Annotated in this window: 16 protein-coding genes; 4 read left to right on the top strand and 12 right to left on the bottom strand. The window is 55.8% G+C overall.

Features of this window, described 5'->3' with window-relative positions:
- Window position 1 precedes the first annotated feature (1 nt).
- Complete coding sequence (cysQ, locus tag ACSZO1_RS05140) at window positions 2-748, bottom strand: 3'(2'),5'-bisphosphate nucleotidase CysQ (RefSeq protein WP_437610182.1); 747 nt, start codon at window positions 746-748, stop codon at window positions 2-4.
- A 201-nt stretch (window positions 749-949) separates the two neighbouring features.
- Here cysQ and ACSZO1_RS05135 point away from each other — a divergent pair, with 201 nt between their 5' ends.
- Window positions 950-2890 carry a bifunctional 2',3'-cyclic-nucleotide 2'-phosphodiesterase/3'-nucleotidase gene (locus ACSZO1_RS05135; protein WP_437610180.1) on the top strand — a complete coding sequence of 647 codons (1941 nt, stop codon included), beginning with the start codon at window positions 950-952 and terminating at the stop codon, window positions 2888-2890.
- A 134-nt stretch (window positions 2891-3024) separates the two neighbouring features.
- On the opposite strand, the gene fklB is transcribed toward ACSZO1_RS05135, so the two are convergent.
- Window positions 3025-3645: an FKBP-type peptidyl-prolyl cis-trans isomerase gene (gene fklB, locus ACSZO1_RS05130; RefSeq protein WP_437610178.1), complete on the bottom strand. Its 621-nt coding sequence runs from the start codon at window positions 3643-3645 to the stop codon at window positions 3025-3027.
- 367 nt (window positions 3646-4012) lie between these two features.
- Here fklB and ACSZO1_RS05125 point away from each other — a divergent pair, with 367 nt between their 5' ends.
- Entirely contained in the window at window positions 4013-4576 is a 564-nt protein-coding gene (locus tag ACSZO1_RS05125; protein WP_437610214.1) for an OapA family protein, read from the top strand.
- 139 nt (window positions 4577-4715) lie between these two features.
- Here the strand turns inward: ACSZO1_RS05125 and rplI are convergent, their stop codons facing one another.
- The 5 genes from rplI to yjfP all read right to left on the bottom strand — a co-directional run bounded on the left by rplI (window position 4716) and on the right by yjfP (window position 7044).
- Window positions 4716-5165: a 50S ribosomal protein L9 gene (rplI, locus tag ACSZO1_RS05120; protein ID WP_437610176.1), complete on the bottom strand. Its 450-nt coding sequence runs from the start codon at window positions 5163-5165 to the stop codon at window positions 4716-4718.
- A gap of 40 nt (window positions 5166-5205) precedes the next feature.
- Window positions 5206-5433: a 30S ribosomal protein S18 gene (gene rpsR / locus ACSZO1_RS05115; protein WP_000135199.1), complete on the bottom strand. Its 228-nt coding sequence runs from the start codon at window positions 5431-5433 to the stop codon at window positions 5206-5208.
- 4 nt (window positions 5434-5437) lie between these two features.
- Window positions 5438-5755, bottom strand: a complete 318-nt coding sequence (gene priB, locus ACSZO1_RS05110; RefSeq protein WP_437610212.1) for a primosomal replication protein N — start codon at window positions 5753-5755, stop codon at window positions 5438-5440.
- A gap of 6 nt (window positions 5756-5761) precedes the next feature.
- Complete coding sequence (gene rpsF, locus ACSZO1_RS05105) at window positions 5762-6157, bottom strand: 30S ribosomal protein S6 (RefSeq protein WP_437610174.1); 396 nt, start codon at window positions 6155-6157, stop codon at window positions 5762-5764.
- A gap of 149 nt (window positions 6158-6306) precedes the next feature.
- The gene (gene yjfP / locus ACSZO1_RS05100; protein ID WP_437610172.1) at window positions 6307-7044 is read right to left on the bottom strand and encodes an esterase; all 738 of its coding nucleotides are present in this window, start codon (window positions 7042-7044) and stop codon (window positions 6307-6309) included.
- A gap of 173 nt (window positions 7045-7217) precedes the next feature.
- Here yjfP and ACSZO1_RS05095 point away from each other — a divergent pair, with 173 nt between their 5' ends.
- Complete coding sequence (locus tag ACSZO1_RS05095; protein ID WP_437610170.1) at window positions 7218-9152, top strand: methyl-accepting chemotaxis protein; 1935 nt, start codon at window positions 7218-7220, stop codon at window positions 9150-9152.
- Between the two features lie 53 nt (window positions 9153-9205).
- Complete coding sequence (gene bsmA, locus ACSZO1_RS05090) at window positions 9206-9535, top strand: biofilm peroxide resistance protein BsmA (protein WP_437610210.1); 330 nt, start codon at window positions 9206-9208, stop codon at window positions 9533-9535.
- On the opposite strand, the gene ACSZO1_RS05085 is transcribed toward bsmA, so the two are convergent.
- The 5 genes from ACSZO1_RS05085 to ACSZO1_RS05065 form a co-directional block, all read right to left on the bottom strand.
- A complete protein-coding gene (locus ACSZO1_RS05085; protein ID WP_437610168.1) occupies window positions 9509-11137 on the bottom strand; it encodes an isovaleryl-CoA dehydrogenase in 1629 nt (542 codons plus the stop codon). The two genes, bsmA and ACSZO1_RS05085, sit on opposite strands and share 27 nt — an antisense overlap.
- Window positions 11138-11236: 99 nt before the next feature.
- On the bottom strand, window positions 11237-11974 hold the full coding sequence (gene rlmB / locus ACSZO1_RS05080) for a 23S rRNA (guanosine(2251)-2'-O)-methyltransferase RlmB (protein ID WP_437610166.1): 738 nt from the start codon (window positions 11972-11974) through the stop codon (window positions 11237-11239).
- Window positions 11975-12168: 194 nt separating this feature from the next.
- Window positions 12169-14712 carry a ribonuclease R gene (rnr, locus tag ACSZO1_RS05075; RefSeq protein WP_437610165.1) on the bottom strand — a complete coding sequence of 848 codons (2544 nt, stop codon included), beginning with the start codon at window positions 14710-14712 and terminating at the stop codon, window positions 12169-12171.
- A 16-nt stretch (window positions 14713-14728) separates the two neighbouring features.
- Window positions 14729-15175, bottom strand: a complete 447-nt coding sequence (nsrR, locus tag ACSZO1_RS05070) for a nitric oxide-sensing transcriptional repressor NsrR (protein ID WP_437610163.1) — start codon at window positions 15173-15175, stop codon at window positions 14729-14731.
- Between the two features lie 180 nt (window positions 15176-15355).
- The gene (locus ACSZO1_RS05065; protein WP_437610161.1) at window positions 15356-16654 is read right to left on the bottom strand and encodes an adenylosuccinate synthase; all 1299 of its coding nucleotides are present in this window, start codon (window positions 16652-16654) and stop codon (window positions 15356-15358) included.
- Between the last annotated feature and the right edge of the window lie 30 nt (window positions 16655-16684).

Below are 16684 nucleotides of genomic sequence, written 5' to 3'. Positions count from 1 at the left end.
ATCAGAAAATGGAGACGCGGAATCCCGGGTTAAGGAATGACTCGCGTGGCGCGTAGTCCAGCGTCTGACCGTGCCAGTCATGAACATGCGCGCCCGCGGCAATCGCCACCGCATGCCCCGCGCCGGTATCCCAGATATTGGTCGGCCCAAAACGTGGATAGAGCTGTGCTTTCCCTTCCGCCACCAGGCAGAATTTCAGCGATGAGCCGATGGAAACGGTCTGATGCTCCCCCATCTGCTTCAGATACTCTTTCAGTTCCTCATCAGAACTGGCATGAGAACGGCTAATCACCACCAGTGGCGGGCGGGCATCACGGACATGGATCTGCACTTTATGGCCGCCCTCTTCTTTCCAGGCCTTGCCGTCCGCCGCCGCGTACAGCACATCCATTGCCGGTGCATACACCACGCCCAGCACCGGTTTACCCTGCTCGATCAACGCGATATTGACGGTAAATTCACCGTTACGCTTGATAAACTCTTTGGTGCCATCCAGTGGATCGACCAGCCAGTAACGCTGCCAGTGCTGACGCACGTCCCAGCCTGGCGGATCTTCTTCCGAAAGCACCGGCACGTCCGGCGTCAGGGCGCACAGCCCCTGCACAATCACCTTATGCGCGGCGATATCCGCAGCGGTCACCGGCGAATCATCGGATTTGCGTTCAACATCCAGCGGCGCCTGATCGTTATAAACCGTCATAATCGCCGCACCCGCGTCACGGGACAGCTGGCAAATTTGTTCTAACATTCGTCACCTCATGCTTTGCTTTGTCATGGCGATACCCAACAGCATAACGTAATGACTGCCAGCAGGCTTACTGTTTTTCATCCGCCAGACCGGGTTAATTTTCCGTTACAGTTCACAACTTTGTGAGATTAAGCGTAACCTTTGCACGGTAATCTGAGATCCTGATTCATAAACGGGCGTAATCACTGACAGGAGAATGTGATGCTGAAATCTGGTCTGACACTGCTGGCGTTACTGGTTGCCAGCAGCCTTAATGCGGCAACGGTCGATTTGCGAATACTGGAAACCACCGATCTGCACAGTAATATGATGGACTTCGATTACTACAAAGATACCCCGACGGAAAAGTTCGGTCTGGTGCGTACCGCCACCCTGATTGATGCCGCACGTAAAGAGAGCAAAAACAGCGTGCTGGTCGATAATGGCGACATCATTCAGGGCAGTCCGCTCGGTGATTATATGGCGGCAAAGGGGCTGAAAGCCGGTGAGATCCACCCGGTGTATAAGGCGCTGAACACGCTCGATTACAGCGTCGGCAACCTCGGTAATCATGAGTTTAATTACGGCCTCGACTACCTGCATAAAGCCATCAGCGGTGCACGGTTCCCTTATATCAATGCCAACGTCATCGACAGCAAAACCGGCAAACCGCTGTTTACCCCTTACCTGATTGAACCGCGCGAAGTCACTGACCGCGACGGTAAAACCCATCAGATAAAAATTGGCTATATCGGCTTTGTACCGCCACAGATTATGGTGTGGGACAAAACCAACCTGCAGGGCAAAGTGACGGTTAACGACATCACCGAAACCGCCCGCAAGCTGGTGCCGGAGATGCGACAGCAGGGCGCGGATATTGTCGTCGCCATCCCCCACTCCGGCCTCTCCAGCGAGCCGTATAAAGCGCTGGCGGAAAACTCAGTGTACTACCTCAGCCAGGTACCGGGCATCGACGCGATTATGTTCGGTCACGCCCATGCCGTGTTCCCGGGCAAAGAGTTTGCGGCAATTAAAGGTGCCGATATTCAGCAGGGCACGATTAACGGTATTCCGGCAGTGATGCCCGGCATGTGGGGCGACCATCTCGGCGTGGTTGATCTGGTGCTGGATAACCAGAACGGTAAATGGCAGGTGAGCAGCGCCCGCGCGCAGGCGCGTCCGATCTATGACACGGCAGCGAAGAAATCACTGGCGGCGGAAGATCCGGCGCTGGTAAAAGTGCTGGCGGATGATCATCGCGCCACACGCGAGTTTGTCGCCAAACCGATTGGCCGCTCTGCGGATGTGATGTACAGCTACCTGTCGCTGGTGCAGGACGATCCTACAGTGCAGATCGTCAATAACGCGCAGACCGACTACGTGAAGCACTTTATTCAGGGCGATCCTGATTTAGCGCAGTTACCGGTGCTGTCCGCCGCCGCGCCGTTCAAGGCTGGCGGTCGTAAGAACGATCCTGCCAGTTATGTCGAAGTGGAAAAAGGCCAGCTGACCTTCCGTAATGCCGCCGATCTCTATCTCTATCCGAATACACTGGTGGTGATGAAAGTCAGCGGCCAGCAGGTGAAAGAGTGGCTGGAGTGCGCCGCCGGGCAGTTTAACCAGATCGATGCTCACAGCACGCAACCGCAGGCACTGATTAACTGGGATTTCCGTACCTACAATTTCGATGTCATCGACGGGGTGAATTACCAGATCGATATCACCCAGCCCGCGCGCTATGACGCCGAATGCAAGCTGATTAACCCGAATGCTTCACGTATTAAGCAGCTGACATATCAGGGCAAAGCGGTTGATCCTGCCGCCACTTTCCTGGTTGCCACCAATAACTACCGTGCTTATGGCGCGAAGTTTGCGGGTACTGGCGAGCAGTATGTGGCGTTTGCTTCACCGGACGAGAATCGCTCCGTGGTGGCGGCCTATATCAGCGCCCAGAGCAAGGCTCATGGCGAAGTGAAGCCGCAGGCGGATAACAACTGGCGACTGGCACCTGTGGCGACGGACACGAAGCTGGATCTGCGTTTTGAAACCGCGCCAACGGAAAAAGCGACGGCGTTTATTCAGCAGCATGCGCAGTATCCGATGACAGCGAAGGGGAGCGATGAGACAGGGTTTGCGATCTGGAGTGTGAATTTAGCGCGGTAAAGGCGAGTCACTGCTGCGGAGGGGGAACAACAGGCCCAGTGCCCGCAATTCCCCCATCCCGACCTTCCCCCGCACGCGGGGGAAGGAGGTCATGACGCCCCGTCAGCAAAGGGGCAGTCATCAGGCAACAGAGATTACAGAATCTCTAACAGCTCAACTTCGAAGATCAGGGTGCTCAGTGGCGGAATAGAGGCACCGGCACCACGCTCACCGTAGGCCAGGTTGTGTGGAATCACCAGTTCCCATTTAGAACCAACCGGCATCAGCGTCAGCGCTTCGATCCAGCCTGCGATCACGCCGCTGACCGGGAATTCTGCTGGCTCACCACGCTGCACGGAGCTGTCGAACACGGTGCCGTCGATCAGTTTACCGGTGTAGTGCACACGTACACGATCCTGACGTGAAGGGATCGCACCTTCACCCTGAGTGATCACGCTGAACTGCAGGCCAGACTCGGTGCTGCTCACGCCTTCACGCTTCAGGTTGTCTTCAAGGAATTTCACACCCGCTGCCGCCATCTCCTGCTGACGCTCACGACGTACCGCATCAGCACGCTCATGTACTTCACGCAGCGCACGGTGCACCACATCAACCGGCACAGCTGGCGCATTCCCTTCCAGCGCATCGCGCAGACCTGCCAGCAGGGCTTCTGGTTGCAGACCCTGCAAACCAGATTCCAGCAGCTGCTGGCCAACCTGTAAACCGATACCGTAACTTGCTTGCGCTTCCACGCTGTCAAAAGAAGGGGTTGTCATGGATTTTCCTTTCATCATTGTTCAATCGAAAGGCAGAGCATAACAGTGTGTGGCCTGAGGGTAAAATCTCCTGTTCCAGTAATGACATTTGCCGCAGAAACAGAAACAATAGCCCTAAGCTAAATTAATTACGCCCTTAAGGTCACGCTTCTGGCTTGTGCTTTTTACATCAAACAGTTAGCAGACTATATTTGTTAGTCGATACTGAACGATGCCTGTACAGCCAGACGTCCGGGTTAACGAGGTTATATCCATGGGGAGAATTGCCCCTCAGCGCAGGAAGCGCCAGCCGTTTTACCATCCGGTACTGAGAATGTGGATGGCAAATCGCAAACCATCAGCGCGTGATGCGCGTCAGGAGGAGGAGATGATGTCTGAAGGAGCTTCATCACGCGGCAAACAGTGGCTGAGTAAAGTCTGGCACCTTGCCGATGACGTCAGCTGGATGGATCCGCTCCCACCCGCCCATCGCCGTGGCATCATTGCGGCCCTGCTGGTGATGCTGCTGGCGTTTCTCTGGCCTGCGCCGCAAAGCAATGCACCCACGCCACCGCCACTACGCAGCGGTGCGGCGACTGAAGTGCCGCTACAGGCGGAACTGTATGATAATAACCAGAACGCTCCACAGCAGCAGACCAGCGCCCCACCACCACCTTCAGCGGACGCACAGGGACAATGGCGCAATTATCAGGTGTCATCTGGTCAGACGCTGGCGCAGCTGTTCCGCGACAATAACCTGCCAGTGGGCGATGTGTTTGCCATGGCACAGGTGGAAGGTGACGATAAGCCGCTGAGTAACTTACGTAACGGGCAGAGTGTGAAAATACGGCTGAATGCCAGCGGTGTGGTCACCGGATTAACCGTCGACAGCAGTAGCGGCCCGATTCTGTTTACCCGCCAGCCGGATGGCACGTTTATCCGCGCGCAATAGTCTTTACTGGTCAGGGTGGGGGAAGGGGCTAATCCAGCGTGAGGTGGTCGCAACAGCGATATCATTCAACCCGACGACATTCCTCCACAAACAAAAACGCCGACCCTAAGGCCGGCGTTTCTGCATTTACTGAATAAAATTATTCAGCAACTACATTCACGATCAGTTTCGCGAATACTTCGCTGTGAACCTGGAAGTCCACTTCGTGCTCACCGGTGGTGCGCAGAACGCCGTTCGGCAGACGAACTTCGCTCTTAGCCACTTCAACGCCAGCTGCAGTTACAGCATCAGCGATGTCGCGGGTACCGATGGAACCGAACAGTTTACCTTCGTCGCCTGATTTAGACGCGACGGTAACGGTGCCCAGTGCGTTGATTTTCTCAGCGCGTGCATTGGCAGCAGCCAGAACGTCAGCCAGTTTAGCTTCCAGTTCTGCACGGCGTGCTTCGAAGAACTCAACGTTTTTCTTGGTAGCAGGAACAGCTTTACCCTGTGGAACCAGGAAGTTACGAGCGTAGCCCGCTTTAACGTTAACCTGATCACCCAGGCCGCCCAGGTTTGCTACTTTATCAAGCAGAATAACTTGCATTACCTTATCCTCTTAAAGTCGTTATATGGACAGTTGCCGATTACTGATGACGATCAGTGTACGGCAGCAGAGACAGGTAACGCGCGCGCTTGATAGCACGAGCCAGCTGACGCTGGTATTTTGCGCGAGTACCGGTGATACGGCTCGGTACAATCTTACCGCTTTCAGTGATGTAGTTTTTCAGCGTTGCGATATCTTTATAATCGATCTCTTGAACGCCTTCCGCGGTGAAACGGCAGAACTTGCGACGACGGAAATAACGTGCCATTTGGCTAGTCTCCAGAATCTATCAATTCAATCTGCTCGGCATGTAACACAATCTTGCTCAGGCCATTGCGCCCTTGATGGCAGCTAATAAAACCTGAAACAGTGAGTTGCGTGCCGACCGTTATACTTTGAGTAATGTCCTGATGCGTCGCGCCACTAATAATAACGGGCATACGACACCAGGCTTGCCGGTAAAATCCGGCTTCTTCCTGCTGCGAGCGGTGCTCAAGCACAAACTGGCAGTGTGGAATACCTGACGGGCTAACTTTTCGAACCGGTGTCTTGCACACTGTGCCGGACAGACTCAGCCGATTAACCGTCACGGTCAATTACTCTTCAGAATCCCCAGCATCTGCATCATCAGAGGTTTCGCTAGCATACTCGTCGCGACGCTCACGGCGTTCGTCTTTCGCTTTAACCATCGGAGATGCTTCGGTAACCGCGTGCTTAACGCGCATAACCATGCTGCGAATAACGGCGTCGTTGAAGCGGAAGTTAGTTTCCAGCTCATCGATCACTTCCTGCGGAGCTTCAACGTTCAGCAGAACGTAGTGAGCTTTGTGCAGTTTGTTGATCGGGTAAGCCAGCTGACGACGGCCCCAGTCTTCCAGGCGGTGGATCGTGCCCTGTGCACCAGTGATAGCACCAGTGTAACGCTCGATCATGCCAGGAACCTGTTCGCTTTGGTCAGGGTGAACCATAAATACGATTTCGTAATGACGCATCGAATTTGCTCCTTACGGATTATTCAGCCTCCTGTCAGGGTCAGCCGTGGCCCATGGAAGCAAGGAACGTTTTTAAGTACGGCTGAAAAATTGACGCGTAATCATACTGACGTCTCCGCGCAAACTCAAGCCACAGCCGCAATTAAATCTCACAGATGATGCGTAAAGAAGGTGACAACCGCACTTAATGCTGGCGGCGTAATGCGGTGCCCTACCCCGGCCTCGGTCAGAAAGGTCAGGTTGCTGTCCAGCGACGCCGCCCGCAGCGCCTGTTCCAGCCGCAACGTCTCCGCTGCGGGCACCACATCATCGGCATCGCCATGCCATAACAGCAGTGGACGATCCGCCAGTTTTGCCAGCTGATGGCTGACATCATAATCCGCCAGCGGCGCCAGTCGCGCAGCTCGATCTGCCGTCTGCGCGACAAAAGGCGGGAACAGGGTCTGGCTGAGCGTGCTGAAATAACCGGAACCCATCAGACAAGCCACGCTCTTCACCTGTGGATTACGCGCCATAATGCCCAGCGCCGTCATCCCGCCCATCGATGCGCCCGCCACAGCAAAACGCGCCGCTTCCACCAGCCCGGCCTGACGCAGCGCCGCTTCCAGCGACGGCAGCTCATCAATATTCTGGCGCAAAATTTCCCAGAAATGCCCCAGCAGGTATTCAGCATCACCGTGATAACGCGAACCATGCTGCTCAGCATCCGGCATCACCACGCGAAATCCGGCCTGTGCCAGCGCGACAGCAAAGTAAGAGTACACCTCTTTCGATGAGGTAAAGCCGTGATAAAACACCACCGTCGGCAGTGGCACGCCGCGCCGCCCGGCTGGCGCGGCGTGCAGACACTCAATTTCCGCAAATGACTCCGTCACAATCTCGATCATTTCACCCTCACCAGACAGTTGTTGCGAATAGTTATTATTACAATTAAAAATAATTCATTAACCACATGGTTATTGGGGTAAATATTGACCACCCGTTGCCGTTATTCGTACTGCAACACCTCAATTGAACCACTGAGGCATCACCTGCTTTTTAAAACTTATAAGGTAAAACCATGAAACGTCTTTCACTCAGCAAATGGAGCTTGGGAGTAAAGCTGTCTGTAATGACGTCGTTTAGCGTGGCTGTGCTGTTTCTTATTCTCACGCTGTCATTGACTCATAACGCTGCAAAACAGCTGCAAAACTTAACACTGGGGAATATGCAGAACCAGGTCGCCGGTATTGGCGATATGGCCGGTATGTTTAATGCCACGTTAAGTGAGGAAGTGACCAATTACACCAGGCTTTTCCAGAGCTTTCTGCCGAAAAAATTTACCCGCGATGATTCAACGATGGTCACCGTGGGCAGTGAATCCACCCCCACCTTACGCGCGGGGCTGAAATCACTCAACCTCGATGAAGTCTCGGTCGATGACTTCCTCGAACGCACCGGCGCTATTTCCACCATTTTTGTGCGCAGAGGGGACGATTACATTCGTATCGCCACCTCATTGCGTAAAGAAGATGGCACCCGCGCCATGGGCACCAAACTGGATCGCACCAGCCCGGCGTGGGCGCTGGCAAACAAGGGTGAAACTTACCGCGGTCTGGCGATGCTGTTTGGTAAGCGCTATATCACCCAGTATCAGCCAGTGAAAAACGATGCAGGCGAGATCATTGGCATCCTGTTTGTCGGTGTCGATATCACCTCTCAGTTCCAGCTGATGCGCGAAAAAGTGCTGAATAAAACGCTCGGTGACAGCGGCTACTTTAGTGTGATCAATGGCGCGCCAGGCGCAGCCCAGGGACAATATCTGTTCCATAAAACACTGGAAGGCAAAAAGCCGGACTGGGCTGCCGAAGACCAGCAGCGCCTGTTGCAGGAAAAACAGGGCACCATGCGCATTGTTAATCAGCAGGGCGAAACCGAGATCATTGCCTGGCAGCAGCTTCCCGGCTGGAACTGGGTGATTGCCGGTGAAGTCAGTGAAGCCAGTCTGCTGGCACCGATTAACGCTACACGTAACGCCTTCCTGCTGGCAGGCGCGGCGCTGGTACTGGTGTTTGCTCTCAGCTTTGTCTGGATTACCCGCCGCTGGTTAAGCAAACCGCTGCAGCAGGTGATTGAACTGGCACAGCACTATGCCGCAGGCGATCTGCGTTCAACGCTGGAGACTCAGCGTCAGGACGAAGTCGGCCAGCTGATTCACGCAATTAACGGCATCGGCGACGGGCTGGAGCGCATTGTGGCGCAGGTGCGTCACGCAGCGGAAGAGATCAGTCAGGGCACCGACGAAATCGCCGCCAGCAGCAGCAACATCAGCGAGCAGATCGTGCAACAAGCCAGCAGCGTGGAAGAGACTTCCGCCAGTATGGAACAGCTGGGCGCGACAGTAGAGCAGAATGCGGACAACGTCTCGCAGGCGCTGAAACTGGTTGCCGAAGCGGCGGATGCAGTCGAGCACGGTGGCGATACCGTGACCCGTTCGGTCAGCACCATGTCGGCGATTAAAGTCTCCTCGCAGAGCATTGTGGAAATCACCCATGTGATTGAATCGATTGCCTTCCAGACCAATATTCTGGCACTGAACGCGGCGGTGGAAGCGGCGCGTGCGGGTGAACATGGCAAAGGCTTTGCGGTGGTTGCCGCCGAAGTGCGTGCGCTGGCGCAGCGCAGTGCGCAGGCGGCGAAAGAGATTGATACCCTGATTGAGGATTCGATCAGTAAAGTGACGGAAGGTCATCATCTGTCGGAACAAACGCGCACGGCGATGGATAATATCGTCAGCCGCATGGAGCAGGTGAAAGCGCTGATGGGCGAGATCGATGTTGCCTCGCATGAGCAGTCAGCCGGTATCAACCAGGTGAACGTGGCGATGTCGCAGATTGGTCAGGCGACGCATCACAACACCGAAATGGTGGCGCGTTCTGAGCAGACGGCCGCAGAGCTGAGCCAGAAAGGTCATCATCTCAACCATTTAGTGAGCGTATTCACACTCAAGGGCTAACACTTTGGCGGGGATGGCGTACACTGATGCCATCCCCGACCGGAGAATCCCTGATGCGTCGTATCACTTATCTTCTTCTGGCGCTGCTGCTGACTGGCTGCAGCGCTTTTCGCACCACGCCACAACCGCCTCCCGCACCCGGTCCACAGGCGCAGCAGATTAACCGCGCCCAGAGTATGACGCTGACCAAACTGGCGAATATCACCGCCACCGAACGCGGTTCGCCGGATGATGCCGAGCGGGCACTGGCTGCGCAGGCGAACGCAGCAGGTGCGCCCTATTATCACATCATTATGATCAGCGAAACGGTGATTCCGGGCGTCTGGTACGGCACCGCAACGCTGTACGGCACGGCATCAGCCACCGGTGGCACGCAACAGTAAGCGCGCGCAGTTGTCCTCGCTCAGCGTGCTGGCACCACGGGTATCCAGCATCTGGCAACACCAGGCATCTGCCAGCGGCGGCTCAAGGTGTTTCAGCACCTGCGCGGCCACCGCCAGCTGAAACAGCTGCGTGGTGATATCACGCGCCTGCGCTTCCAGCGGATGACGCAGGCGCAATTTCAGCTGCCGCCAGCAGCGTTCAAATGGCCGGCTGATGCCTTTTACCGCGTCGAATTCCATCTGCAGCATCTCCATCACGCCCGGCTGCTTGTTCAGCACGCGCAGGACATCGAGACACATCACATTGCCCGAACCTTCCCAGATGCTGTTGACCGGCATTTCGCGATACAGGCGCGGTAACTCACTCTCTTCGCAATAGCCAATACCCCCGAGGATTTCCATCGCTTCGGCGACAAAGGGTATGCCACTTTGGCAGATGACATATTTCGCCGCCGGGGTGAACAGGCGGCTAAAGGCACGCTGCATCTCATCCTGAGGTTGTGACCAGGCACGCGCCAGCCGCAGCAACAGAGCGGTCTGCCCTTCCAGCTGTAACGCCTGCGCACTGAGCACCTGACGCATAAGCGGCTGATCGACCAGATTACGCCCCATCACCTGCCGCTGATGGGCGTGGTACAGCGCCACCGACAAGGCGCGCCGCATCAGGCCGTGGCTGCCAAGCGCACAGTCAAAACGGGTATGGCCGCCCATTTTCAGGATCTGTCGCACGCCTTCACCCTCTTCGCCCAGCAACCAGCCGCTAGCATGGCAGAACTCGACTTCGCTGCTGGCATTGGCGCGGTTGCCCAGCTTGTCTTTCAGGCGCTCAATGCGAATCGCATTACGGCTGCCGTCCGGCAACAGGCGTGGCAGCATGAAACAGCTCAACCCGCCTTTGGCCTGCGCCAGCACCAGATGCGCATCACTTTGCGGCACCGAGAAAAACCATTTATGGCCGGTAAGCTGATAAATCTCGCCCGCACCGCGAGCCGCCAGCGGTTCGGCGCGCGTAGTATTGCTCAGCACATCGGTGCCGCCCTGTTTTTCGGTCATCCCCATACCAATCAGTAAACCCTGTTTCTGTGGCGCAGGTTGCTGATGGGGATCGTAGCGGTCGGACAGCAGGCCCGGCAGCCAGTCGTGAAATGACGCTGGCAGGCTTTGCTGTAACAGCGGAATCGCGCCAAAGGTCATGGTAACCGGGCACAGCGTGCCGGCTTCGACCTGCGCATGCAGGATAAAACGCGCGGCACGCGCCACCAGGGCGCCAGGGCTGGCATCACTCTGCCAGCAGAGGTTATGCACGCGGTTGGCACACAGTCCCTGCATCAGCACATGCCAGGCGGGGTGAAAGCGCACGTCATCAATGCGCTCACCGCGACTGTCATAGCGCAGCAATTCCGGCGGTGCAGCGTTAGCCAGCCGCCCCAGTTCCAGCGACTCTGCGCTACCGAGTTGCTGACCAACCGACGCCTGCAGTTCCACATCCCAGCCTGCGCCTTCACGCACCAGCGCTTCGCGCAGCGGCGTATCAGAGAGAAACAGATTACTGTTATTCAGCGGACGTGGCTGATTAAAAACGGTATGCGTATCCCAGGACATATTCGCCTCCCTGTTTTTTTACTAACAAGTATGCGACGTCGGGGAAAAAGTGCCGAAAAATGACAGGATTTTCGGGGCGCGGTCACGCCCCGGAGAGGATTACTTGCTGCTGCGCTGGCGTACTGCCTCAAACAGACAGATACCGGTTGCCACTGACACGTTCAGTGAGGACACACTGCCCGCCATCGGAATGCTGATCAGCTCATCGCAGTGTTCGCGCGTCAGACGGCGCATACCTTCACCTTCTGCGCCCATCACCAGCGCCATCGGGCCGGTCATTTTGCTCTGATACAGATGGTGATCGGCTTCACCCGCCGTACCGACGATCCAGACGTTAGATTCCTGCAGCAGACGCATGGTGCGCACGAGGTTAGTCACCCGGATCAGCGGTACACTTTCCGCTGCGCCACAGGCCACTTTTTTCGCCGTGGAATTCAGTTGCGCGGAACGATCGCGCGGGACAATCACCGCATGCACACCGGCCGCATCGGCACTACGCAGGCAGGCGCCAAGGTTATGCGGGTCGGTGACGCCATCGAGAATCAGCAGGAATGGCTGATCCAGACTGGCAAGCAGATCCGGCAGATCGTTTTCCTGATACTGGCGACCGCCCTTCACGTGCGCCACGATACCCTGATGCACGCCACCTTCGACTTTGCTGTCCAGCCACTGACGGCTTGCCAGCTGAATGACAATCCCCTGGGCTTCCAGCGCCTTGATCAACGGCTGCAAACGACGATCGTCACGTCCTTTCAGAATAAACACTTCCTGAAAACGCTGCGGATCGCGCTCCAGCATCGCCTGCACGGCGTGGATACCAAAAACAATTTCACTCATGTCGTTAACTCAATGATTAATATATTTTTTACCCCCTTCCTCATAACATGAGGAAGGGCTGGGGTGGGGGAACCATCAGCGCCAGTGTCGCCGGCTCCCCCACCCTGACGTTTACGAACCGCATCCCAGTGGTTCGCCCTGACGGGCCAAAACAAGCTTCGGCCAAACGAGGGAAGGGACGATCACGGCGTAAATCAGCTGTTCTCGACAGTTTTCTTTTTCGACGCACGTTTCGCTTTAGTCGCGGCGGCGATTTTACGGGTTTTCGCCGATGGAGTTTTGGTTTTTTTCGCTTTAGCGTCACTTTTCACTTTCGTGTCGCTCTGCGCTTTCACCTCAGCTTCAGCGACCTGCCCCCCACTGCGCGCTTTACCGCCCTTTTTCGCTTTGCCGGTGCTTTTCGCTTTGCCCGGACGCGGTTTATCGCTGCGGAAAGCGCTGTCCGGTTCGAAGTTCACCCCTTTACGCATCTGACGACGCTTGCCGGCATTCTTCGCTTCACCGTTTTTCGCCCGGTCACGCTCAGTTTTGCCTGCGCCACGCGGTTTACGGCTGCTGGAGATCAATGCGAAATCAATCTTGCGCTCGTCCATATGCACCGCATCCACACGCACTTCCACAGTATCGCCCAGGCGATATGTCTGGCCGCTGGATTCACCAATCAGGCGCTGACCAACCGCATCGAAACGATAGTAGTCGTTGTCGAGGGTGGAAACATGCACCAGACCGTCGATAAACAGATCGATCAGACGCACAAAGAAACCGAAACCGGCCACGCTGGAGATGACACCGGTAAAGGTCTGCCCCACCTGATCCTGCATAAAGTCGCACTTCAGCCAGTCGGCAACATCACGCGTGGCTTCATCAGCACGGCGTTCGGTCATCGAGCAGTGCTGACCCAGTTGCAGCATCTCATTCAGTTCGTAGTGATAGCCACCGGTCGGCGTGGTATTGCCCACCAGCGTGCCCGCTTCACGCGCCAGCAGATATTTGATCGCACGGTGCAACAGCAGATCAGGATAACGACGGATCGGCGACGTAAAGTGGGCGTAGGACGCCAGCGCCAGACCGAAGTGACCACGGTTTTCCGGATCGTAGACCGCCTGTTTCATGGAACGCAGCAGCATAGTCTGCAGCATCTCGTGATCGGGACGATCGGCGATCTGCTCCAGCAGTTCGGCATAATCCAGCGGCTGTGGTTTCGCGCCACCTGGCAGTGACAGGCCCAGCTCGCTCAGTACGGTACGGAAACTGGTGATGCTGTCATCGCTTGGGCGATCGTGATCGCGAAACAGTGCCGGTTCGTTATGCTTTTCAACAAAACGTGCCGAGGCGATGTTGGCGAGGATCATGCACTCTTCAATCAGCTTATGCGCATCGTTACGCACGGTGTGCTCGATGCGTTCAATACGGCGTTCCGCATTGAAAATAAACTTCGGTTCTTCCGTTTCGAAGGAGATACCGCCGCGCTGGGCACGCGCCTGCTCCAGCACTTTATACATGCTGTACAGCTCTTCGAGATGCGGAACCTGCGTATGGTACTGCTCACGTAGCGCCTGTTCGCCATCAAGGATATGCCACACCTTGGTGTATGTCAGACGCGCATGGGAACGCATCACCGCTTCATAGTGTTTATAGCCGGTGAGTTTACCCTGCGCGGAAATGGTCATCTCGCATACCATACACAGGCGATCCACCTGCGGGTTCAGCGAGCACAGACCATTCGACAGGATCTCCGGCAGCATTGGCACCACCTGCGACGGGAAGTATACCGACGTACCACGGTTAACCGCTTCAGTATCCAGCGCACTGCCAGGACGCACGTAGTAGCTGACATCCGCAATCGCTACCCACAGGCGCCAGCCGCCACCGCGTTTTTTCTCGCAGTACACCGCATCATCGAAATCGCGTGCGTCTTCACCATCAATGGTGACCAGCGGCAGATCGCGCAGATCGACACGTCCGACTTTCGCCTCTTCCGGCACTTCTTCGCTCAGGTGCGCCACTTCGGCTTCTACCTGATCCGGCCAGCCCGACGGGATATCATGGGTGCGCAGCGCCATTTCCACGGCCAGGCCAGTGCCCATATTATCGCCAAGAATTTCAATGATATGGCCAATCGCTTTACTGCGGCGCGTCGGGCGCTGCTGCAGGTCAACCACTACCACCGACCCCATGCGTGAGCCCATAATGTGCTCAGGCGGGATCAGAATATCAAAGCTCAGACGGCTGTCGTCCGGCACCACAAAGCCCACGCCAGACTCGGTAAAGTAGCGGCCAACAATCTGGCTGTTACGCGGTTCCAGCACGCGCACCACGCGCGCTTCACGGCGGCCTTTGCGGTCAGCGCCCATTGCCTGAGCAAGGATCACATCGCCGTGCATGCACATCTTCATCTGCTCAGCGGAGAGATAAAGATCGTCTTTCTGGCCTTCAATGCGCAAAAAGCCAAAGCCATCGCGGTGACCAATCACTTTACCGCGCAGCAGATCGAGGCGTTCCGGCAGGGCGTAGCATTGACGGCGGGTAAACACCAGCTGTCCGTCACGCTCCATCGCGCGCAGACGACGGCGCAGTGCTTCCAGTTGTTCTTCACCGCTAATTCCCAGCTCAACGGCCAGCTCTTCACGGCTGGCCGGTTTTTCGCGTTTATCTAAGTGCGTGAGAATAAATTCACGGCTGGGAATCGGGTTTTCGTATTTTTCAGCTTCTCTTTCCTGAAAAGGATCTTGTGACATTTCGGTTCCTCCGGTGTCAGCGACTGCTGAGTGACGGCGGGTCCGTCAGCAGTAATTTATAGAGCGGGTGGTTATCTTCCACGAGGTCTGCGAGGGTGTATTTGTCCAGCTCACGCAGAAAACACTGCACGGCGTCGTACAGCGCCTGCTTCAGGCGACAGGCGGAGGTGATATGACAAAACTCATGGCTGCAATTCACCAGCTGCAACGGTTCCATTTCACGTACAACCTGACCAATAACGATCTCTTCGGCAGGTTTCCCCAGCCGGATACCGCCATTTTTACCCCGCACCGCCGCGACATAACCGCAGCGGCTCAGCTGGTTGATAATTTTAACCATATGATTACGCGAGACATTATAGGTCTCACTCACTTCAGTAATACTGGTCATCCGGTCATCGGGAAGCGACGCCATATAAATCAGCGCACGCAGGCCGTAATCTGTAAAACTGGTTAGCTGCACATGTACCTCAGTGGATCACCGACTGGCATCATCCGCTCTGATGCAATTTCTTTAGATGATGATAAACCAGCCCGCGGTATTTCAGGGCAATTTTTTAAACAAGGGGTGATAACTGAACGAAAACAGGCAGGAAGCAACGAGCAGACAAAGGCCGGACATCGTCCGGCCTGAGTAGTGAGATTATGCGTCAAACGGGTCGCGCAGAATCATAGTTTCACTGCGATCCGGGCCGGTAGAAATAATATCAATCGGCACACCGGTCACTTCTTCAACGCGCTTGATGTAATCGCGCGCCGCCTGTGGCAGGCCATCAAGGCTCTTCACGCCAAAGGTGTTCTCTTTCCAGCCTGGCAAGGATTCATAGATTGGCTCAATGCCTTCCCAGCCTTCCGCCGCCAGTGGCGTGGTGGTCACTTCGCGGCCATCCGGCATACGGTAAGCGACACAGATCTTCACTTCGTCCAGACCATCCAGCACGTCCAGTTTGGTCATGCAGAAACCAGACAGGGAGTTGATCTGTACTGCACGACGCACCGCGACCGCATCCAGCCAGCCGGTACGACGACGACGGCCGGTGGTGGCGCCAAACTCATTGCCTTTAGCACACAGGAATTCACCGGTTTCGTCGAACAGTTCGGTCGGGAATGGACCTGCACCCACACGGGTAGAGTAGGCTTTCACGATACCCAGCACGTAATCAACGTAACGTGGACCCAGGCCGGAGCCGGTCGCCACGCCACCTGCAGTGGTGTTGGAAGAGGTCACATACGGATAAGTACCGTGGTCGATATCCAGCAGCGTGCCCTGCGCGCCTTCGAACATCACCAGGTCGCCACGCTTACGCGCGCCATCCAGCAGTTCAGAAACGTCAACCACCATCGCGGTCAGGATGTCGGCAATTGCCATCACATCATTCAGAACCGTATCGTAATCAACCGCTTCTTCTTTGTAGTAGTTCACCAGCTGGAAGTTATGGTATTCCATCACTTCTTTCAGCTTCGCGGCGAAGGTTTCTTTATCAAACAGGTCGCCAACGCGCAGACCGCGACGTGCAACTTTATCTTCGTAAGCCGGGCCAATGCCGCGACCGGTGGTGCCGATGGCTTTCGCACCGCGTGCTTTTTCACGCGCCACATCCAGCGCCACATGGTACTGCAGGATCAGCGGACAAGCTTCAGACAGCAGCAGACGTTCACGTACCGGGATACCACGTTCTTCCAGGCCTTTCATCTCTTTCATCAGCGCAGCAGGCGACAGTACAACACCGTTGCCGATGATGCTGGTGACGTTTTCACGCAGGATGCCAGATGGAATTAAGTGGAGGACGGTTTTTTCACCGTTGATGACTAGCGTATGGCCAGCGTTATGACCACCCTGGTAACGCACAACGTATTTCGCGCGTTCAGTCAGCAGGTCAACAATCTTACCTTTACCTTCGTCACCCCATTGGGTGCCCAGTACGACGACGTTCTTACCCATTTTTCAAAATCACCGATTGCTTAAAAATGG

The organism is Erwinia sp. V71 (assembly GCF_965644245.1).
Lineage (GTDB): Bacteria > Pseudomonadota > Gammaproteobacteria > Enterobacterales > Enterobacteriaceae > Erwinia.
Note: the sequence above shows the minus strand (reverse complement) of the source record. Positions and strands in the feature narration are given on the sequence as shown.